23 protein-coding genes are annotated in these 22173 nt (G+C 41.9%); 1 reads left to right on the top strand and 22 read right to left on the bottom strand.

The features are described 5' to 3' along the window. Positions 1-10: 10 nt before the first annotated feature. From cccA to ccpN, 7 genes are all read right to left on the bottom strand, one after another. Entirely contained in the window at positions 11-388 is a 378-nt protein-coding gene (cccA, locus tag CSV80_RS00475) for a cytochrome c550 (RefSeq protein WP_199083902.1), read from the bottom strand. A gap of 138 nt (positions 389-526) precedes the next feature. Continuing rightward, a complete protein-coding gene (locus CSV80_RS00470) occupies positions 527-1666 on the bottom strand; it encodes an acyl-CoA dehydrogenase family protein (RefSeq protein WP_099669303.1) in 1140 nt (379 codons plus the stop codon). Between the two features lie 117 nt (positions 1667-1783). Further along, on the bottom strand, positions 1784-2350 hold the full coding sequence (locus tag CSV80_RS00465) for a hypothetical protein (protein ID WP_099669136.1): 567 nt from the start codon (positions 2348-2350) through the stop codon (positions 1784-1786). A gap of 80 nt (positions 2351-2430) precedes the next feature. Beyond that, entirely contained in the window at positions 2431-3600 is a 1170-nt protein-coding gene (gene rpoD / locus CSV80_RS00460) for an RNA polymerase sigma factor RpoD (RefSeq protein WP_099669135.1), read from the bottom strand. A gap of 15 nt (positions 3601-3615) precedes the next feature. Then, positions 3616-5424: a DNA primase gene (gene dnaG, locus CSV80_RS00455; RefSeq protein WP_099669134.1), complete on the bottom strand. Its 1809-nt coding sequence runs from the start codon at positions 5422-5424 to the stop codon at positions 3616-3618. Positions 5425-5591: 167 nt separating this feature from the next. Then, positions 5592-6410, bottom strand: a complete 819-nt coding sequence (locus CSV80_RS00450) for a pyruvate, water dikinase regulatory protein (RefSeq protein WP_099669133.1) — start codon at positions 6408-6410, stop codon at positions 5592-5594. Between the two features lie 11 nt (positions 6411-6421). Then, complete coding sequence (gene ccpN, locus CSV80_RS00445) at positions 6422-7060, bottom strand: transcriptional regulator CcpN (protein WP_099669132.1); 639 nt, start codon at positions 7058-7060, stop codon at positions 6422-6424. Positions 7061-7377: 317 nt separating this feature from the next. On the opposite strand from ccpN, the gene CSV80_RS00440 reads away from it, so the two are divergent. Then, entirely contained in the window at positions 7378-8757 is a 1380-nt protein-coding gene (locus tag CSV80_RS00440) for a glycine--tRNA ligase (RefSeq protein WP_029054693.1), read from the top strand. Between the two features lie 28 nt (positions 8758-8785). On the opposite strand, the gene recO is transcribed toward CSV80_RS00440, so the two are convergent. From recO to mtaB, 15 genes are all read right to left on the bottom strand, one after another. Continuing rightward, entirely contained in the window at positions 8786-9580 is a 795-nt protein-coding gene (gene recO, locus CSV80_RS00435) for a DNA repair protein RecO (protein WP_099669131.1), read from the bottom strand. Between the two features lie 30 nt (positions 9581-9610). Further along, positions 9611-10519, bottom strand: coding sequence for a GTPase Era (gene era / locus CSV80_RS00430; RefSeq protein WP_099669130.1), 909 nt, complete (start codon positions 10517-10519; stop codon positions 9611-9613). Further along, positions 10500-10913, bottom strand: a complete 414-nt coding sequence (locus tag CSV80_RS00425; protein WP_099669129.1) for a cytidine deaminase — start codon at positions 10911-10913, stop codon at positions 10500-10502. Before CSV80_RS00425 ends, era begins: the two co-directional genes overlap by 20 nt. A 28-nt stretch (positions 10914-10941) precedes the next feature. Beyond that, on the bottom strand, positions 10942-11292 hold the full coding sequence (locus CSV80_RS00420; RefSeq protein ID WP_099669128.1) for a diacylglycerol kinase family protein: 351 nt from the start codon (positions 11290-11292) through the stop codon (positions 10942-10944). Positions 11293-11296: 4 nt separating this feature from the next. Then, entirely contained in the window at positions 11297-11770 is a 474-nt protein-coding gene (gene ybeY / locus CSV80_RS00415; protein WP_099669127.1) for an rRNA maturation RNase YbeY, read from the bottom strand. Positions 11771-11785: 15 nt separating this feature from the next. Then, positions 11786-13903, bottom strand: coding sequence for an HD family phosphohydrolase (locus CSV80_RS00410; protein WP_199083901.1), 2118 nt, complete (start codon positions 13901-13903; stop codon positions 11786-11788). Between the two features lie 78 nt (positions 13904-13981). Then, positions 13982-14893, bottom strand: coding sequence for a PhoH family protein (locus tag CSV80_RS00405; RefSeq protein WP_051210593.1), 912 nt, complete (start codon positions 14891-14893; stop codon positions 13982-13984). Between the two features lie 56 nt (positions 14894-14949). Continuing rightward, a complete protein-coding gene (locus tag CSV80_RS00400) occupies positions 14950-16041 on the bottom strand; it encodes a sporulation protein YqfD (RefSeq protein ID WP_099669125.1) in 1092 nt (363 codons plus the stop codon). Further along, complete coding sequence (locus CSV80_RS00395) at positions 16031-16288, bottom strand: YabP/YqfC family sporulation protein (protein WP_029054684.1); 258 nt, start codon at positions 16286-16288, stop codon at positions 16031-16033. The genes CSV80_RS00400 and CSV80_RS00395 overlap by 11 nt, the downstream gene beginning before the upstream one ends. 47 nt (positions 16289-16335) lie before the next feature. Further along, on the bottom strand, positions 16336-16860 hold the full coding sequence (locus CSV80_RS00390) for a hypothetical protein (protein ID WP_099669124.1): 525 nt from the start codon (positions 16858-16860) through the stop codon (positions 16336-16338). A gap of 33 nt (positions 16861-16893) precedes the next feature. Further along, positions 16894-17886, bottom strand: a complete 993-nt coding sequence (gene floA, locus CSV80_RS00385) for a flotillin-like protein FloA (RefSeq protein ID WP_029054682.1) — start codon at positions 17884-17886, stop codon at positions 16894-16896. After that, positions 17886-19223 carry an NfeD family protein gene (locus CSV80_RS00380; RefSeq protein WP_099669123.1) on the bottom strand — a complete coding sequence of 446 codons (1338 nt, stop codon included), beginning with the start codon at positions 19221-19223 and terminating at the stop codon, positions 17886-17888. The genes floA and CSV80_RS00380 overlap by 1 nt, the downstream gene beginning before the upstream one ends. A gap of 511 nt (positions 19224-19734) precedes the next feature. Continuing rightward, a complete protein-coding gene (gene rpsU / locus CSV80_RS00375) occupies positions 19735-19908 on the bottom strand; it encodes a 30S ribosomal protein S21 (protein ID WP_029054680.1) in 174 nt (57 codons plus the stop codon). A 144-nt stretch (positions 19909-20052) separates the two neighbouring features. Further along, on the bottom strand, positions 20053-20751 hold the full coding sequence (gene deoC, locus CSV80_RS00370) for a deoxyribose-phosphate aldolase (protein ID WP_369802793.1): 699 nt from the start codon (positions 20749-20751) through the stop codon (positions 20053-20055). Positions 20752-20818: 67 nt separating this feature from the next. Further along, positions 20819-22159, bottom strand: a complete 1341-nt coding sequence (gene mtaB / locus CSV80_RS00365; RefSeq protein WP_099669122.1) for a tRNA (N(6)-L-threonylcarbamoyladenosine(37)-C(2))-methylthiotransferase MtaB — start codon at positions 22157-22159, stop codon at positions 20819-20821. Positions 22160-22173 lie beyond the last annotated feature (14 nt).

Genomic DNA, 22173 nt, shown 5'->3' with positions numbered 1-22173 from the left:
AAGTAGACAATCAGTCTAATGATAAAATGTAATCAACCATTTCATCTATGTTCTCATCTGGAACTAGTCCAGCTGGCATTGCAGTTCCAGCTACACCGTTTTTAATTGCATCATGTACTTCATCTGCGTCAAGTGAGCTATTTAGAGCAGGCCCCATTCCGCCAGCCAAGCCATCCCCGTGACAACTAATACACTTCTGCTGAGCAACAGCTTCAGCATCAAATTCGCCAGTGTTTGCACTTTCTTCTTCAGTTCCTTGCTCAGTGCCTTCTTCGTTAGCTCCAGCAATTTCCTCTTTTTGATCTAGGCCATAAAGTGACATGAAGAAAATCAGTCCAATTCCGAGCGCGAAAATTAGAAAAAATGGTACAACAGGATTTTTATTCATTGGATTACCCTCCTTCACCAGAATCTATTCTGTAAAAGATACAGTATACAATTAACATTGTACTGTATCTATAACAAAACTGAAAGTGTTATTGGGTGACTTTTCGTCTTTTGTGACAGAATCGCCATAATTCGCAGGTCAGCAACCAAGTTGTCTAGCGATGACCATCCGCTGTACTTCAGAAGTGCCTTCTCCAATTTCAAGGAGCTTGGCATCACGTAAGTAACGCTCTACTTCGTATTCGCGCATATAGCCATAACCACCGTGTATTTGGATCGCTTCATTGGCAACTTCCATCGCAATTTCGGAAGCATATAATTTACACATCGAGGCTTCCTTTGTAAACTTTCTGCCTTGGTCTTTCAGCCATGCTGCTTTATACACCATAGTCCGTGCAAGTTCGATCTTCATCGCCATATCCGCAAGTTTGAATTGCGTAATTTGGAAAGAGGATAAAGTCTTTCCAAATTGCTTGCGTTCTTTTGAATACTTCAAAGCGCGCTCGTAAGCTGCCTGTGCAATACCTACTGCCATCGCACCGATACCAATACGACCGCCGTCAAGTGTTACAAGAAATTGCTGGAACCCTTTACCACTCTCACCAAGCAGATTCTCTTCTGGAACTACTACATCTTCAAGCAATAGTTCTGTAGTATTGGAAGCATGCAAGCCCATCTTTTCATAGTTATCGATAATTTTAAAGCCTTTCGAATCTGTTGGAACGATAATTGCGCTAATTTCTTTCTTGCCGTCTTTACGACCCGTCACAGCAGTCAATGCTAGGTGTTTAGCGTAGCTTGCATTGGTGATATAAACCTTTGATCCATTGATCGTATACTGACCGTCAGAAAGCACGGCAGACGTCTCTGTTCCGCCAGCGTCAGAACCGGCATTAGGCTCTGTCAAACCGAAAGCACCAAATGATTCGCCTGTACAGATCGGTGTTAAATACTTCTGTTTTTGCTCCTCTGTTCCGAATAAGTGTAGAGGAGCACCACCTAGTGAAATATGCGCAGAATACGTAATACCCGTCGAGGCACATGCACGGCTTAATTCTTCCGTGACAATGGCAAAACTGATCGTGTCGGCTTCACCCCCACCGTATTTCTCGGGAAATGGTAAGCCCATCATGCCCATTTTGGAAAGCTTTTTAAAAATCTCCACTGGAAACTCTCCCGAGCGATCACGATCGACTGCACCTGGCGCTACTTCCTCATGTGCAAAGTCTCTCATCAGCTTTTTCACCATATGCTGTTCTTGAGTTAAATCAAAATTCATTCTGATCATCCTCTCTCCACTTATACGATTCTATTTCCGATCAAAGTGTAAGCCCTTACATAGTAGTATATAGAAAACGGACGGAATATAGCAATACATTCATTGCATTCCGTCCGATTATATAGATAATATTAAAAATGCGACTACTGTCAATAGACCTAGTGAGCCCGAAATAGTAAAGTATAATAACTTTAGTACTCTTCCAGTAAATAACCATAAACCGCAATTTAATACGAGAAGGCCGATCAGTAAAGTCGTGTCTCCATCAAAAAATGCAGTCCAAATCTTCAATGACATCATCAATAAAAGAAATGCCATCGATATGTAGAGGAATGGTGCAAAACCTTTCTTGATAAACGTTTTTCCAGAAACGAGCGTTAGAAAAATCATAGCCAATGCAGCAGCAACAGTCATTGTAGCAACTGGATATTCCGTCAGTACAAACATCGAAATTGACACTACGCCTGCAAGCAATAAGCTGATGAGCAAAATCATCAATTGTTTGGTTCGTAACTTTTTGCGTTCAATTTGAAGTGTGGACGATTCTTGCTCTGCCACTTCATCGGGGTCTTCTCCTTGTGCATACAAGGTAATCAGGAAATCGCAATAATGTTCTGGAAGAAGTTTATTGGCTTTCCAATACCGGATTTCAGAAATGATGATCTGTTTCTTATCTATAGCCATCCTTTCTCCTCCAATAGTATCAATCTTCTTTTTTTCACTAAAGAATAAAAAGCATCGGCTATATCAAGCCGATGCACTTATTATTCTAAGAAGTCTTTGAGACGTTTGCTGCGTGATGGGTGACGTAACTTTCTAAGTGCCTTTGCCTCGATTTGACGGATACGCTCACGCGTAACACCAAATACTTTGCCCACTTCTTCAAGCGTACGCGTACGGCCATCATCTAAACCAAAGCGTAAACGTAATACATTTTCTTCACGATCTGTTAACGTATCTAACACGTCTTCAAGCTGTTCCTTCAACAATTCATAAGCTGCATGGTCTGAAGGAGACTGTGCTTCCGAGTCTTCGATAAAATCGCCTAGATGAGAGTCATCTTCTTCACCAATTGGCGTTTCCAATGATACCGGCTCTTGAGCTATCTTCAAGATTTCACGAACTTTTTCTGGAGTCAAGTCCATTTCTTCTCCAATTTCTTCAGGTGAAGGCTCTCGTCCTAAATCTTGGAGTAATTGACGTTGGACACGGATCAGTTTATTAATCGTTTCCACCATATGCACAGGAATACGGATCGTACGTGCCTGGTCTGCGATTGCACGGGTGATTGCCTGACGGATCCACCAAGTTGCGTACGTACTGAATTTAAAGCCCTTCGTATGGTCAAATTTCTCAACAGCTTTAATAAGACCCATATTTCCTTCTTGGATCAAATCTAAGAATAGCATGCCGCGACCGACATAGCGTTTCGCGATACTGACAACTAAACGTAAGTTCGCTTCAGCCAATTTCTTTTTGGCATTCTCACCACGTATAATACTTGTTTCTATTTCAGGTGTCATTTCCCCTGTTTCTTCAAGGATAGCTTCAGAAGCTAAACCATCAATAATACGGATCGCCAAATCTACTTCTTCTTTACCCGTCAATAAATCCACTCGTCCAATTTCTTTCAAATACATACGGACGGGATCGTTGATTCTGACGCCTGGCGGTACACTTAAGTCATTTAAATCAAATTGTTCTTCTTTTTCAGCCTTGGGATCAGCTTCTTCTTTTCTGTCCATTTCAATTTCTTGTGCTTCTATCTGGTCAAGAAACTCTTCGAATTGCTCAGGCTCCATTTCAAAGGATGCCAGTTTTTCCGTTACATCCTCTAGTGTTAGCTCACCTGCTTTTTTACCCGCTTCAATAATAGCCGCTTTTGCTTCTTCAAGAGTCAATTCTACTTCTCCCGTTTGTTCTTCTTTTGTCATAGTGACTATACCTCCTTACAGAACCTTTAACGATCTCACAAGCTGGATTACTTCCGAGGCCAACTCCATTGCTTTTAGTAGGTCGTTCCTTTTTTCTGCTTCTTTTGATTCGTATCGCTTTTGATCAATTAGACGTTTAATTTGATTTCTTTTTAAATGACGGATACAGTCATTTACTTCTTGTGTGGTATGCTCCTGTGAACGTTCAGTTAAGATGGCTTCCATGACTACTTTTTTCAGTTGCCGGTCTTCCAACGTTTCTGCAAACCGCTGATAGTTTGGCAAATCATATTGCTCATAAAACGCTGCTAACTTAAAGAATATTTTGATGACGTCATCTCTTACAAATAAATCTTGAAGTTCCAGCCGTTTTTCTTCGAATAGATCTGCGTCCATCAGCAGATGCGCAAGAAGTAATTGTTCCGCACGATCTGTTTCTGCACGATTCGCCGGAGCTCTTGTAACATGCACAGTTCTGCTTTCTTCAGGACTTGTATCTCGCGATTGTTTCGCCTTTTTCGCAATCGACTTGGTGAATTCTTGTCCAAGTGATTCTTTTGAAGCCTGTGTTTCATTGTGGAGTTGCTGGATCAATAAGTCTTTCTCAATAGGAGAACAACGGTGAGCCAGTTCATCAAATACTTCGTGTACGTATTGCTTGATGTCATGATCAACGGATAAATTCTTATCTCTTCTATAGTAGGCTGCTACAAAAGAAATATATGATAGCGCTTGATCAAGCACCTTTTCTGAAAATACATCTGAACCATGTTGACCGATATAGTCATCAGGGTCCATTTTATCAGGTAAAGTGGCAACCAGTACATCCATTCCGCTATCCATTAGTTGGTCGGCAAATCGTTTGGCAGCCCCCCAGCCAGCTGAATCACCATCACAGCAAATGACTATCTTTTTTGCCATTCGCTTTAATTTCACGATATGATGCGCGGATAATGCAGTACCCATAACAGCCACCGTATTTCCTATTCCGCCACGATCTGCTGCAATCGTGTCCATGAAACCTTCGAATAGTACTACTTTACCCGTTTTTCGAACATTAAGACGTGCACGGTGAAAATTAAACAAAACCTTACTCTTTTCAAAGACGGGAGTTTCCGGACTATTGATATATTTAGCCTCAGAAGAAGAATCCTCCAACCTTCTGCCGGAGAATGCGATGGTTGCACCATTATCATCCTGAATCGGAAACATGATCCTTCCCCTGAAACGGTCAAAATAACCTGAGCCATCTTCCTTATGGAAACAAAGCCCTGCCGTTTCCATTTCCTTCATATCAAAACCTTGTCTCTTTAGCAGTGCCGATAAGGCATCTGACTGAACAGGAGACCATCCTATTTCATACTGTTCTATCTCGTCACGCGTAAATCCTCTTTTTTCTAGATATTCTAATGCTTTTTCGCCTTCTATGGTGTTTAAGAGCAGATGGCTGTAAAAATTAGCAGCCAGTGTATAGGCCTTCAGCATCTTATGGTTTGATGAGGATGTTGACGCTTGGTTATCTGTTTGGGAACTTTCCAACTCCAATCCCATTCGGCTGCCTAGTTTGACGATTGAGTCGATGAAAGACCGATTTTCCATATCCATCATGAACGTAATGGCATTACCGCTTGCTCCACAACCAAAACAATGGAATAGTTGCTTGTCTTCGGAAACAGAGAAAGACGGGCTACCTTCTTCGTGGAACGGACAGAGTCCAAACCAATTTTTACCTCTTTTTGCTAATTGGACATATTCACTGATCAAATCGACAATATCGGTTCCTGAACGGATTTCCTCAATTGTTTCGTCAGATATTCTTGTCATTCTATCACCATTTCCACTCTATATACATAAATTCTAGACGTTTTCCAAAAACCCTTCTTTATCGACATTTTTCGCTATAAATATTTTCAGTATCTGCATTTATGTCACATTTATGACATGTTAGCTGAGTGGAGACACACAGAAAAAAGAAGACCCAACTAGTTCGTTCAGTTGGCCTTCCTTGCTGAAAATGCTTTTAGAATCGTATTGGCTGTCTCTTCTACCGCGCGATTCGTCACATCGATGACGTTACAACCGACACGTGTAGTAATTCTATTGAAATAGTCGATCTCTTGTTGAATACGTGCTATTGTCGCATAGTTTGCATCATCATTCAAGCCTAATGTCTCCAAGCGGGATTTTCGAATTGAATTCAATTGCTCAACGGAAATACATAAGCCGAAGCACTTTGCAGGATCAATAGAAAACAGTTCTGATGGCGGGTCGACTTCAGGCACAAGCGGCACATTGGCCACTTTAAAACCTTTATTCGCTAGGAATTGAGATAACGGCGTTTTGGAAGTTCGTGAGACACCGATTAAAACAATATCCGCTTCCAATATGCCACGTGTGTCTCTTCCATCGTCATAGCGAACCGCAAACTCAATCGCTTCGATTTTCTTAAAATAATCATCGTCCAACTTTCTGACAAGACCGGGCTCTTCAAATGGTACTTGTTTCAACCGGTCTCCCATCTTGTCAATCAATGGACCAAGCAAGTCTACTGCAGGCACTTTCAACTCTTCGCAAAGTAGATGTAGCTGCTCCCTCATTTGGCTTTTGACCAATGTGAAAACAATCAATGCTTGTTGTTGTTTTGCTAAGAACACAATTTCTTCCAATTGCGAATTCTCTTCTATATACGAGAATCTTTTAATGGAAACAGTCTCTAAATCATGACGAAACTGACTTGCGGCTGCTTTCGTCACAAGGCCTGCAGTTTCCCCGACAGAATCCGAGACAATGAATAATGTGAATTTTGTCATCCTGTCACTCCTCATACATCTTGATCTTCCACTAATGAAAGAAAAGCGGCGGTAATATTTGTTTTCGTCACTCGCCCCATTACTTCAAGTCCATTTTCACGTTCTTGAATTATAGGTAATGAATCGATTTGGCTGTCCATCATTTTTTTGGCAACAGAAATGAGTGTATCTTCTTTTTTGCAATATGTGACATTCGGCATTCTTGTCATAATGACATGCACGGGTATCTTTTCTAATCCTGTTCTTCCGATGCTCGTTCTCAGCAAATCCTTACGTGACACCACGCCTGTCAATAACGACTGCTGATCTACTACGAATAGTGTACCTACATCTTCTAAAAACAGCTGGCAAATCGCGTCATATACAGATAGATTTTCAGTGATGACGACTGGTCTTGATTGATAATTGGCCACAATCATATCGACCATGCCATCCGCGACGGATTTGATAGGTTTCTTGCCAGAATAGAAATAACCTACACGAGGTCGTGCATCCAAAAATCCAGCCATCGTCAAGATTGCTAGATCCGGCCGGATGGTAGCGCGCGCCAAATGCAAACGTTCAGCAATTTGCTCTCCTGTTATCGGACCGTTTCCTTTGACGATGTCGAGGATTTCATTCTGACGTGTATTTAATTCCAAACATGTCACCGCCTTCAGACTTCAAAGTTGTATTTACTTACTAATTATATATCAACGCGCTCGCTATTGCGAAGAAAGGAGAAGCATGCTACACTAATTTTGAACGAAGTAAACGAAGAACGGTCAATAAGTAGTGTATATTTTGAGCGAACAGGGATAGTGAAAGCCTGTACCTACACGAAAACGGCAGCCGGGAGTTGAAATGTTCATTATGAAAGTGGGTTGAAAAACCAATCGGGGTGGAACCGCGGGTTATCATGCACTCGTCCCCGGACATGATTTTCATGTCCGGAGACGTGTGCTTATTTTAATTGGAGGCGTTTAGAATGTTATCTATGGAACAAGTAGTCAATCTTTCAAAACAACGGGGATTCGTATTCCCAGGATCTGATATTTATGGTGGTTTGGCGAACACTTGGGATTATGGTCCACTAGGTGTCGAACTAAAAAACAATATCAAGCGTGCTTGGTGGCAGAAATTTATCCAGGAATCCCCTTACAACGTAGGTCTTGATTCCGCAATCCTGATGAACCCGAAAGTTTGGGAAGCATCCGGTCATATTGGAAACTTCAATGATCCGATGATCGACTGTAAAAAATGTAATACCCGTCACCGTGCAGATAAATTAATCGAAGAAGCATTGGATGCGAAGGGAATTGAAATGGTCGTAGATGGCCTGCCGTTCGATAAAATGTTCGATTTGATTCAAGAACATGAAATCAAATGCCCTACATGTGGCGCATTGGATTATACAGAAATCCGTCAATTCAACTTAATGTTCAAAACAAGCCAAGGTGTAACTGACTCCTCTGCTAACGAAATCTTTTTACGTCCGGAAACGGCACAAGGGATCTTCGTGAACTTTAAAAATGTTCAACGCTCTATGAGAAAGAAAGTACCTTTTGGTATTGCACAAGTCGGAAAAAGTTTCCGTAACGAAATCACACCGGGTAACTTCACATTCCGTACTCGTGAATTCGAACAAATGGAACTTGAATTCTTCTGTAAGCCAGGCGAAGATGAGCAGTGGTATAAGTACTGGATTGACCAGTCAGAAAACTTGTTATTGAACCTTGGTTTGAACAAAGACAATATCCGTCTTCGCGAACACAATGAAGATGAGCTGTCCCATTATTCTAAAGGAACTGTGGATATTGAATACAAATTCCCATTTGGTTGGGGAGAGCTATGGGGAATCGCAAACCGTACGGACTTCGATTTGAAGCGTCATATGGAATATTCAGGCGAAGACTTCCATTATCAAGATCCAATTACGAATGAAAAATACGTACCATACTGTATCGAACCTTCCGTTGGAGCGGACCGCGTCACGTTGGCATTCTTATGTGATGCATTTGATACAGAGGAACTTGAAGACGGCGACACACGTACTGTTCTTCGTTTCCACCCAGCATTAGCACCAATCAAAGCAGCTGTACTGCCATTATCTAAAAAACTTGCAGATGATGCACAGAAAGTATATGCAGAGCTTTCAAAGCATTTCCCAGTACAATATGATGATTCCCAATCTATCGGACGTCGTTACCGTCGTCAAGATGAAATCGGAACACCATTCTGTATTACATTTGACTTCGATTCACTAGAAGACCAACAAGTAACTGTTCGTCACCGTGATTCCATGGAACAAGAACGTATGCCAATTGCAGACGTTACAGCATATATCCAAAAGCACCTACAGTTTTAACTATAGAAAAGCACAGGAGAAGTTGGCATTAGCCTTCCTCTTCTGGGCTTTCTTTAATTTGTCTTTTTGGTTTTTGCAATTCAGGTGTACGTTCCAGTTGTTCGATGAACTTTCTAGATTTCAGAAAAATCCCTGTTTGCTCCTGATAAATCGTTGAAACAAGCTTCGCCATAAATGTCTTCGTCGGTTTCTTCAACGTCAGCTTACCAATCTGATCGAGCGGAACATTGTAAAACATTCGGATCAGCTTGATTTGTGTAGGCGACAGACGAATGATATACGGATCCACGTGAAAGCAGCGATGACAGAGAAAACCTATCTGTTGAAAGGAAAAAGCGAATTCACCTTCTGTAGCGCCGCAACTCGCACACTCATGAAGTATCGGATGTATGCCTGCAACCGGCAGCATCTTCCACTGAACGAACAGTGAGATAGCTTCTGCATCATAGCCTTCTTCCATAGCGTTAAATGACTCACCTAGCAAACGAAATATGCTTGCATTTGGCTGTTCGGATTCTGTTAGGCGATCAAGCAATTCTACAATCAATCCAGCATATGCCGTCGTTTCTAAATCAGAGCGAATGTGACGGACACTGCTGATCAACTCGCCTTGTTCAAGCGACCCCATGCCTCTACTAGCACGAACAAGAAAATAGCCGTGAGTAAACGTTTGGGTAATGGCAGCTAAGCGACTCGCAGGCTTTTTGGCACCTCTCGCCATCGTCGTGATCTTCCCCGCTTCTTTCGTATAGATCGTCACGATTTTATTGGATTCTCCGTAAGGGATACTTTTGATAATAAAGCCTTCCAACTTATTCAGCAACACGCTCTCTCCTTCAGCAGGACAGACCGCTTAGTAGTCTTCCTCGTTAAATCCAAATTCTTTCAAACGACTTGGCCGGTTACGCCAGTCTTTTTGGACTTTCACCCATAGCTCTAAATATACTTTATGTCCGAGCAACATTTCGATATCTTTTCTTGCTTTCACACCGACTTCTTTTAGGAGCTTTCCACCTTTACCTATGACAATCCCCTTTTGCGAATCACGCTCCACTATGATAGTCGCGCGGATATGCGTTTTATCGGTTACTGGATCCTGCTCGATGCTTTCAATCGCCACCGCAATCGAGTGCGGAATTTCCTCACGTGTTGTGTGCAATACTTTTTCACGGATCATTTCGGAAATGATGAAGCGTTCCGGGTGATCGGTTACTTGCTCTGCATCATAAAATTGTGGCCCTTCTTCTAAGTAGCTTTCCAGTGTTTCCACCAATCGTTCAATATTATTGCCATTGAGTGCAGAAATCGGAACTACTTCTGCAAACTTCACTTCATTTGTGTACGATGTAATGATTTCGAATAATTGATCAGGATGCACTAGGTCGATTTTATTGATGACCAAAAATACAGGAGTCTCGGATTTCACAAGCCATTCCATAATGAACCGGTCGCCTGTACCGATCTTTTCATCCGCATTGACCATAAACATGATGACATCGACTTCACTTAACGTACTGCGTGTCACTTTCAACATGAAGTCGCCAAGACGGTGTTTCGGTTTGTGGACACCTGGTGTATCAATGAAAATCATTTGAGATGTATCGGTTGTGACGATACCCTGTACTTTGTTTCGTGTAGTTTGCGGCTTATCGCTCATGATTGCGATTTTTTGACCGACCATACGGTTAATAAATGTAGATTTCCCTACATTCGGTCGTCCGATGATGGAAATAAAGCCTGACTTAAAGTTGTTCTTCTGCATAATCTAAATCCTCCTTGGAAAAAGCACCCGGCAATAGCTGGTCTACTGTTGTTTCTTGTAAGTGACCCTTCAAGTTCGTCAAGTACACTGGCATGTCCGGCGCACAAAATTCTGCAATAACTTGGCGGCAAGAGCCACATGGCGCGATTGGACCGTCCGTATCACCAATTACAGTAATCGACTTGAACGACTTGATACCTTCGGATACAGCTTTGAAAATAGCTGTTCTTTCTGCGCAATTGGATAATCCATACGCTGAGTTTTCAATATTGCATCCACGATAAATGGTACCATCAGCAGTCTCTAATGCAGCTCCTACTGGAAATTTAGAATAGGGAACATAGGCCGTCTTCATCGCTTGCTTTGCTTCATTCATTAATTGTTCTACTTGCATCTACTTACCACCTCTTCATTTAATCTTATTATCCAAACCATTTCGGAAAGAAAATGATACAGCCGATAATCGCACTCGCAATAGCAAACACGAAAACGGATCCGGCTGCAATATCTTTTGCTTTTTTAGCTAGTGGATGAAATTCTGTTGTGACTAGATCCACAACATATTCCACTGCTGTATTCATTAATTCGAGCGCCATCACACCTGCAATGACGATAAAAATAATCATCCATTCTATTTGTGAAAGACCGGTGAACCAGCCTGCTATCAACACGATCATCGCTGATAAACCGTGAGATTTCATATTCCGACCTTGCCTAAAGCCGTCTTTAATACCTTCCCACGCATAGATGAATGATTTCAAGAATTTCTCCATACAATCACTGCCGTTCCAGACCGAATGCAGTTAAAATCTCTTTCTGCCTGCCGAACATCTCACGTTCTTCTTCTTCATTGAGATGATCATATCCGAGTAAATGCAAGAAACCATGCAATGCAAGAAACCCAAGTTCCCGCTCGAACGAGTGATTGTATTCAATAGCCTGACGTCTAGCCGTATCAATAGAAATAATGATATCTCCTAGAACAACAGGCATATCGCTTTCATGAACAATTGCCACTTCTCCTTCAGACAACTCTTCTAGCGCAAACGAAATTACGTCAGTTGGACGGTCTTTGCCTCTGTACTCAGCATTCACCGCTTGGATGGATTCATCATCCATAAACGTAATAGATAACTCATATAGGCCTTCCATTTTCTCCATGATTGACGCGTGAGTCAGTAAATCCTTGATCAATGCCTCCGAACTCGGGTCCACGATTTCTGTTTCGTCTTCGAAATAAAAATCTATCATAATTGCTCTGCTCCTTTACTTATTGGGATATTCAATACGATTATGGAAGATCCCATTTAACGTTTCATTAATTGCTTGTTTCACTAGTTTAATTTCTTTTAACGACAAATCACATTCATCAAATTGATCGTCCTCTAATTTGCCACGCACAATTGCGTTGACGAGCGTAGCAATTTTTTCAGGTGTCGGTTCTTTCATCGATCGCACCGCTGCTTCCACACTGTCCGCAATCATGATTATTGCATTTTCTTTCGTTTGGGGTTTCGGACCAGGATAACGGAAATCGTCTTCATTCACATCCGGATTGGTTTCTTTCGCTTTCAAATAAAAAAATTTGACGCTACTCGTTCCATGATGCTGTCTTGCGATCGCTATTAGTTCTTTTGGCATACGCTGTTTCTCCAAAATTTTTGCTCCGTCTTCCGCGTGGGCTATAATCATATCACGACTTTTCTCGGGTGTCAGTGCATCATGCAGATTACGGCCGTTATGTTGATTTTCAATGAAGAACCCTGGATGAATGGTCTTCCCTATATCATGATAATAACTGCCGACACGCGCGAGTAATCCGTTAGCGCCAATTGCTTCACACGCCGCATCAGCTAGATTCGCAACCATAATACTGTGATGATACGTACCCGGCGTCTCCACTAAGATTTTCTTAAGTAACGGATGATTAGGGTTCGAAAGCTCCACTAAACGCATATTAGAAAGCAAATGGAAACTTGACTCGAAAAACGGCAATAACCCCATCGTTAAAGCTCCAGACAACAAGCCTGACGAAATGGCCGCCACGGCATAGAAAATCAGTTCTGGCGTTGTATAACTAGTCTGTGTCATCAATAAATAAAATATGATGAACATCATGTTCGATCCTGCAACGCCAAGACTTGTCTGTAGAATCGTTGAGCGTCTGCCATGTTCACTTAGTAAATAAATACTCACAATCCCACCGAATAAAATATACAACGCTACTTCCATTTGCATGATGGCGGCCAAGCCTTCCTGCAACATGATGCCAGCTGTCGCAGAAGTAATAATCGTCGCCAGTACTGCTGATCGCTCATTAATCAATAACTTAATCAACATCGGTACGAGAGCCGTCGGAAATAAAAATGCAATGAGGACATCGAATTCATAATCGATATAGCTTACGATTTTCATCAATACGACTGCCAATAATAAAATAATGTAAAATATACCGAGCGCTTTCTTTTTGAATATCTCATCTCTTTTGGACTTGCCAAAGTGTATGGCAGTCAAACCTGATACGAACAAAATAAACAGGATAATGCCGAGCGTCGGTTTAAGTGAAGATTGATTATTGAGGACTCCAGAAAGCTTTAGTTGGTGATACACATCACGGTCGATCAACTGCCCTTCACGCACGATGACTTGTCCTTGTAAAATACGGATTGCTTCAACTGAAGCTCGCGCATCCATTTGATTCTTGACAGTCAATTCTTCATCTATTATTTCCGTTTCCACTACCGCCATTCGACCGAGCGCTAGTGCCACATCAAGCAAATCTCTCGGCAAAGTATTCGTTTCTCGAATGTTGCGCTCCACCTCATAACGATGCATCGGCACCTGTTCAGCTTTAAATGGCTTCGATAATTCTCTTCCCACAGCATGTGTCAGCAATTCATGCAAATTATTCAAATCACCTTGTTCAGCCGAAAGTAGCTGTTTAAGTTGGTCGTCTGTAACAGGTAATAAAGTCTGTTCTTTTTCAAGACCTTCCAACTTCTTTTGAAGCAACTTCATCTTAGTATCCGATGTCATGTCAGGATCTTCCTTCACTTCGACTTTGACATCGCTTACTGCAGTAAAGATCGAACCAAGGATAGCTTGGCGATTTTTCATAATATCTTCTGAAAAACGATAGGAATTAGGTACTGCCTGTTCCGCCCGTACACGTTCAAGTTCAGTTTTCTCGATATCTTCTATTGTTTTAGGTGACCGTATGGTTTTCGGTGAAATCTCAAAAGCCGATATTTCGTACGTTTCGTTCTGCGTACTCCCATACATCAGAAAAAACAATAAGATACTAGAAAGAGAGACGACAAGAAGCAAAAGAAATGTAAATTTCACTTTTCGAAGTTGTGAAAGCAGTTCCTTTAAAGCTGTCATGCAGTTGCCTCCTATCAGCAAATGTTCTTTACATGATGGATGAACTATGTATCTTCATCATTCAAAAAAAGCAGTCAATTAATTAGTTGACTGCTCTTTCTCATATGCATCAATGATCTTCGCCACAATCGGATGCCGGACTACGTCACCTTGTTCCAAATACATGAACTGGATATCCTGCACATTTTTCAAAATGTGTTCTGCGACATTTAGACCGGAATCCACGCCGCGAGGTAAATCAATTTGCGTTTTATCACCTGTGATGACCATCTTCGATCCAAAACCGAGACGCGTTAAAAACATTTTCATCTGTGCTTTTGTTGTATTTTGAGCTTCGTCCAAAATAACGAATGCATCGTCAAGCGTTCTACCGCGCATATACGCCAAAGGTGCAATTTCAATAACTCCGCGTTCCATAAGACGTTCAGTATGTTCGGCTCCTAGCACATCGTGTAGCGCGTCGTAAAGCGGCCGTAGGTACGGGTCAACTTTTTCTTTCAAGTCGCCTGGAAGGAATCCTAAGCTCTCTCCAGCTTCAACAGCAGGGCGGGTCAACACGATTCGCTTTACTGAACCTGTTTTCATTGCCTGCACTGCCATCACGACAGCGAGATACGTCTTTCCTGTTCCGGCAGGTCCGATACAAAATACTAAATCTCTTGAACGAATCGCCTGGACGTATTCTCTTTGTCCGATCGTCTTTGCACGGATGACTTTTCCTTTTGTGTTGCGTGCGATTTCTTCTTCGTATAAAGAAGAGAAATATTCAATCGTGCCGTTCTTCGCCATTTCAATCGCCGTTGCCACATCGCGTAAATTGATATTAATGCCTTTACGGATAACTTTCAGTAACTCTTCAAGCAATGTTTTCGCGGCTACCGCTTGTTCTTCTTCTCCACTGATCGAGATCGTTTCGCCTCTTGTGTGGATTGAAACGTTCAATTCTTCTTCGATCAGATTCATGTTCTGATCGGAAATGCCAAGAAGCATAATCGCTTCATTCGGTTCTTCAATATGAAGTTGAAGTACATGTTCGCTCAATATTTTCAGTCTCCTTGAGTTATAGGTCGTTTTTCAGCAATGTTTTCATTAATTAAAAATAGTATAGTCCCACTCACTTTATCATTAGTGAAGGATACATGTAAAATGTTTTCTTCTTTAATTATGCGCTCATTTGTTTTCTTTGACAATAAATCATGCTTGATTAGTGGCAAGATGATGGTCTCTTCCATCCCTTCTTTCAAAAACACTTCCTCAATGTGGGCTTCTTTTGTCTTATCAATAATAACAGGATTTCTAAAACTTAAGTTTTTTATTTGATTACCTTTCCATGGCTTTTGCCAACTGATGTTTAGATTTTCTTGCCCTTGAATGGAATAACTAATTGTCCGCGGTAATTCAAAATGACATTCTAACCAGTAGTCAGCAAATACTTCCCCGTCCGCCCCTACCACTGTTGTTTTTTCTCCTTGTTCCAGAATACCTGTCGCTAGCATATCACCTTTTTTTACAGTTTGATGAATGATACTCGCTCTTTCTCCTCTTGTTAACGCAAAGCGTGTAATCACCCCTCCTGTTTTTGCTATTAAATGAGATGGCTTTTCTTTCACTTCCTCTTTCACTTCAGTCGACAATGGCGCAAGCATCGGTGAAACAGTTAATGAAGTGCCGATCCTTGAGAACCGGATCCAAGATAGAGAAGGTTCATCTTGCATCAGCAGCCGACGAATTTCATCCTCTTCCGGTAATTTGGATAATAAAGAGGGTGCGGTAATTTGTGCTTTCTCCATCTTTGTTTCCATTCGTTGCGCAATTTCTGGTACATCACTTTCCACTGTGATATTCCATAGAAACAAAGAGGCAACTAGCGGAATGAAGCAGATGATTAAGAATAACAAAGATGCGAATAGCCGATGCTGGACAGTGTCCAAACCTTTACGCCTGATTTGTACTTTCACATGGTATTTTCTCCTGAAACGGCGGATGATTTGAATTCCCTTCGTATCCGTTTCAAAAAACATAGCACTTCCAGAAACATACAAGCTACTGATCTTGACATTTTCTCTCTGTAATCTACTTAGAAACACAGAACCGTTACGAACATTTTTCACCTGAACTTCAAATCGTTTAGGACTCATAGCTGTTTCCTACCTCAGGCGTAAAGCGCACCGTCACTTCCTGTAGTTCATCAATCGATATGTGGGCGTGTTGTTCAGTCAGCATTAGAACCGTTACATCTTCTCCTTTGACGGTCATGACATAGTCATTCGTTTGAAAGGATACGGATTGTTCGCTTAATGCGAGCAAGCGATAGTTACCAGTAATCCGCAATGAGTTGAATTCATCTAGAATAATGGATGGATGAAGTGCGAATAATTTTTTCATGAAAAAACCCCCTGTCTCATCCTATGAAAAGACAGGGGGCGGCATGATTACCGTTTTGATTTTGGTGGACCTAAAATTTCTGCATAGACAATCCCTTGCATGATCTGCTGAGGAGTTCTTGGAATCAGGTCTTCTTGCAAAATTTGTTCATCTTCAATTATACTGGACTGCTTCTCTCCATGCAGCCTACCTCTGCCCGTTTGACGCTCCGAACGCGGTGTAGAAGCGGGTTTAGCCGGCTTCTTAGGCTCTGCATAGAAGATTTCAGACTGAGGCGCCTGCGTCTTTACAGGTTGCTCAGATTCTTTCGTTTCTTGTTGGAGATCTTGGAATTCCTTTTGAATATCCTCGAATAGATTCTTAGATAACTCTTTCAACGAACGCGGCTTCTCTACAGGAGTAGCATTCGTACGCTGAGGTTCTCTCTGATTCATTTGACGTTGAGTTGGTTGAGCTGGCCATTGCTGACTAGTCGGACGCTTCGGTTGTTGATCTGGTTTCTCTTGGTCTTTCTTTTTACCGAATAAAGATCCTAAAGCCAGCATAATGACCAAAATTATCAGTTGTTCCATTATGCATCCCCTTCCCGGGAATTCATCTTGTTATTATTGATCTTTCTTTGGTTGTTGATCCGATCCTGTCTTGCTAATGGAATCCCGCATGCTTGTATCTGCTTGGATATTTTTATAATTCATATAATCCATGATTCCGATATTGCCTGAACGCAATGCTTCAGCCATAGCTAAAGGTACTTCGGCTTCTGCACCCACAACTTTAGAGCGCATCTCTTGAGTTTTCGCCTTCATCTCTTGTTCATTAGCGACAGCCATTGCACGACGTTCTTCTGCTTTTGCTTGGGCAATATTTTTATCTGCCATCGCTTGTTCAGTCTGAAGTTCTGCACCAATGTTTTTACCGATATCCACGTCGGCAATATCAATGGACAAAATTTCAAACGCTGTACCTGAGTCCAATCCTTTTTTCAATACCGTCTGGGAAATCAAATCTGGATTTTCTAGTACTTTCGCGTGACTGATAGAAGAACCGATTGTAGATACGATACCTTCACCAACACGTGCAACAACTGTATCTTCACCCGCACCACCGACGAGACGGTCAATGTTTGCACGAACTGTTATACGCGCTTTTGCCTTTACTTCAATACCGTTCATCGCAACACCTGCAATAAATGGTGTTTCAATCACTTTCGGGTTAACGGACATTTGAACTGCTTCTAGTACGTCACGTCCCGCTAAGTCGATCGCTTGTGCTCTTTCAAACGTCAATTCAATGTTTGCACGTTGCGCAGCGATTAACGCGTTAACCACGCGGTCTACGTTACCACCTGCAAGGTAATGACTTTCCAATTGGTTGATCGATACTGTTAAACCCGCTTTATGTGCTTTGATCAACGGGTTAACGACTCGACTCGGAATAACTCGACGTAAACGCATACCGATTAATGTGAAGATACTTACTCGTACGCCTGCCGCAATTGCGGAAATCCACAGCGTAACTGGAACGAATGTAAAGAATACCGCCAGTACGATGATGATGATAAAGACTGCTGCTACCAGTCCAATTGTTCCTAGTCCCATCATAAGCCTTGTTCCTCCTCTTTCTTCTTCTCTCTAACAACGATTCTAAAGCCTTCTACCTCTACAATCACTACTTCTTTACCACTTTCGATGTAACGACCTTCAGATACTACATCAATCCGTTCACCATCTAACTCAGCGACACCAGATGGATAAAGTGGTGTAATGGTCGTTGCAACTTTCTGCAATAACTCGCTACGATTTTTATTGGAGACGTAACCGCTTTCCGTATCCATCGTATCCATTAAAATGATTTTATTCAACAGATGAAGTTTTTTTCCGAAGAATTTCATAATAACCACTGCTCCTATCAATGCTACGGCTATCGCAATTAGCACCGAAACTGCCATGAATGCCAAGTTTGTGCCTGTCAGTAATATACTTCCGATGATAGCCAAAATCCCGAAGATCCCCGCTATCCCTCCTGCCACAAAGAATTCGGCAATGATGAGTGCGACGCCGAGCAAGAACAATATCAACGTCTCATAACCCGCGAGACCCGCTACTGTATGTCCGTAGAAGAATAAGAATAGAGCTGTTAGTCCCATGCTTCCCGGCACACCAAAGCCTGGTGAATATAATTCTACAATCAGTCCGAGACTTGCAACAGAAAGTAAAATCGGTACAACGACCGGATTGGTGATGAATCGCGCCATTTTCTCTGTAAACGTTTCCGTTGTGGAAATGACTTGTGCATCTTGCAAGTCCAGCTTCTTAAGTAACTCATCAAATGAAGCGACTGTTCCTTCACTGTACTTCACCTGCTCGGCTTCGTCAGCAGTGAGAGTCAGAAGTTCCCCTTTTTGCGCACGTAAGTCCGGCAGATCGATTTCTGGATTTGCCATCGCCAGTGCGTACTGTGGATCACGGCCTGAGTGAAGTGCTGCATTTTTCATTTGCGCCAACCAATAACTATTGGCTTTCGTTTCTGCTGCATTTCCAGATCCATCAATGACTTGTGCAGCCCCGATCGATCCGTTTGGTGTCATGTAGATTTCATCTGCATAAAGTGCAAGGAAAGCGCCTGCAGATAGTGCACGATCGTTGATGAATGCGACGATTTTTACATCATCCATTGTTTTCATCAGCTTTGCGATTTGATCAGCAGCGTCTACAAAGCCTCCAGGAGTGTCTATATCCAACACAATCGTCTCTGCGCCTTCAGCTTTGGCCTCTTTGAATGAACGCTGTAGGAAGGCATGCAGCCCCTTTTCCACTTCTTGGTGAAGGGGTACTTGATATACTTTTGTTTCAGCTGCGTCTGAGTGTATAAAAGGCAATGCGATTGTACTGATGAATAAAATGAGCAGAAAAACTGACCTAATCATTTTAGACATTATTTTCTCACCTCTCTCTACTGCCTATTATACTTATTATTTACGTTTGAAGTAGCATTTGGTTTCATTTAATTGCAATTAAATAAAAGTTTTTCTTTCTGTGTGTCCTAGCTTGATGGTATATGGTTTCTTTATGGATAGAAATGAACTGAATAGTTGAAGTCGTAATGGAATTTATAGAGGAGTGAGGGTTGAATTAGAAGAGTGAATTAGTCTCTATGAGGGGATGGAAGCTCCAGCTGGCGGACGCTTTCTTAGTTGTCTCGCCGCGAACCCTCAGGAAAGCGTCCCCTCCGAAGTGCCAATCTCCACCCCTAGGCCTTCGCCAACTACTTCCTATCAACTAATTCACACTCATGCACTACTTCCCAAAACTAGCACCCGTCAAATACGCTGTTTAGAATTAATTTAAAATTCCACACAATAAAATAAACCGAAAATCCAGTGAAGGATTTTCGGTTTATAAGAAATTACATTAGTAGGTAATGTCAAAATTCAATGTAGGCAGAAATTAGAACTTGCGCTTACGTGCAGCTTCTGATTTCTTTTTACGTTTTACGCTTGGCTTATCATAGAATTCACGCTTTCTACTCTCTTGTATTGTACCACTCTTGGATACAGTACGTTTGAAGCGGCGAAGAGCGTCTTCAAGTGATTCATTTTTGCGAACGACTGTCTTAGTCATATCTCTTGTCCCTCCCTCCAAACACACACTTCGAAACATAGCACTTTGCTATGTACTCTAAAATTATAACGTATATTTTTTGTTTGGTCAATAAAAACTATTAGAATATCACGATAAATTTTACGAATTACTCTTTTGAATTGATCAATAATCGGCTGACGACGAGAGTCCTTGCATGATAGAAACACCTGAACTCGCACCGATGCGCGTTGCACCCGACTCGATCATGCGATCTACGTCTTCCGCACTTCGAACACCGCCACTTGCTTTGACTCCAATTGTCGGCCCTACAACAGCACGCATTAGCTTCACATCTTCTGGAGTCGCACCGCCAGTAGAGAAGCCAGTCGATGTTTTGACGAAATCCGCTCCCGCGAGTACAGCCAGTTCACATGCTGTACGTTTTTGGACATCATCTAGCAAGGAAGTCTCGATGATCACTTTTACTAAAGCCTGATCTTTTGCTGCTCGAACGACGGCTACGATGTCATTTTGCACCTGTTCAAGCAGTCCACTTTGTAATGCACCAATATTGATGACCATATCTACTTCTGTCGCACCGTTAGCAATCGCGTCTTTAGTCTCAAAAGCTTTAACTTCGGATGTGCTTGCGCCTAAAGGGAAGCCGATCACGGTGCATACTTTTACTTCCGTACCTTGTAAAGCTTCTGCAGCTGTTTTCACCCAAGTCGGATTAATACAGACTGAAGCGAAGGAATACTTTTTGGCTTCTTCACATAATTCCAGTACTTGCTGTTTTGTGGCTTCTGCCTTTAACAGCGTATGATCGATATAAGCGGCATAATTTGTAGTCAATGAAAGCGCTCCTTTTTTACATACCATTTTTTCCAGTATAACAAAGCTTACATTTTGTTGCACGAAAAAGACCACCCATTACAGGTGGCCCATATTAAATCGTTATTTTTTCTTCTGTAAGTACACGAACAGGTTGGCCTTCATTGTGAGGATAGCCCGCTTTTATGATTTTTACTTTTACAATTTGTCCGATCATCGTTTCATCTGCAGGTAAGATTACTTTCAAATAGTTATCTGTATAGCCTACATAGAGATTTTGCTCAGTATCATGCTTAAAGCTTTCTTCTGGAATAACTTCGAGGACTTCGCCTTCAAAACGAGCAGCATAATTTTTTGCTAATTGATCGTTCAACGTTAATAAACGGTGCACGCGTTCGTTTTTTACATTTTCATCAACTTGATCTTCCATGCGAGCGGCAGGTGTGCCCGTTCTCTTCGAATAAGGGAACACATGAAGCTCAGAAAACTTATGGTCACGAATGAAGTTATACGTTTCCATGAATTCTTCTTCCGTTTCACCCGGGAAACCTACGATGACATCGGATGTAATGGCAAGATCCGGTAACGCTTCATTCAGACGCGTTAAACGATCAGAGAAGAATTCCATTGTGTATTTACGGCGCATCCTTTTTAGTACGGTATCTGAACCCGATTGAATCGGAATATGCAAATGACGTACGACTATATTAGATTCGCGCAATACATCAATCACTTCATCTGTTAATTGGCTCGCTTCGATTGAACTAATACGAAGTCGTTTTAACCCTTTTACCTGCTGTTCCAGGTCCCGTAATAGACGAGCTAGGTTATAACCTTTTAGGTCTTCACCGTAACCACCTGTATGAATACCTGTTAAGACGATTTCAAGATAACCCGCGTCGACAAGTTGCTGTGCTTGATGAATAACTTCTTCAGGATCACGTGATCGCATCAATCCTCTAGCCCACGGAATGATACAGAACGTACAAAAGTTATTACAACCTTCTTGTATTTTTAACGAAGCGCGTGTGCGATCTGTAAATGACGGTACGTCCAGTTCTTCATAGACACGGTTTTTCATAATGTTACGCACCGCATTAATCGGCTGGCGCTCTTCACGGAATTGGTCGATCAGCCCAAGTAGTTTTGAACGATCTTGTGTACCTACCACAATATCCACGCCTGGAATCGCCATAATTTCTGCTGGTGATGTTTGCGCATAACAACCCGTTACACAGATTACTGCATCTGGATTTTTACGAATCGCGCGGCGGATTACTTGTCGACTCTTTTTATCACCAGTATTCGTTACGGTACATGTATTAATAACATAGACATCAGAATTCTTATCAAACTCTACTCTTTCATAGTCTGCTTCTTGAAACAATTGCCAAATAGCTTCTGTTTCATAATGATTCACTTTGCAGCCCAGTGTATGAAAAGCAACTGAAGACATAAGTTGTTCACTTC

It is taken from the genome of Sporosarcina sp. P12(2017) (genome assembly GCF_002743035.1).
Classification (GTDB): Bacteria; Bacillota; Bacilli; order Bacillales_A; family Planococcaceae; genus Sporosarcina; species Sporosarcina ureae.
Note: the sequence above shows the minus strand (reverse complement) of the source record. Positions and strands in the feature narration are given on the sequence as shown.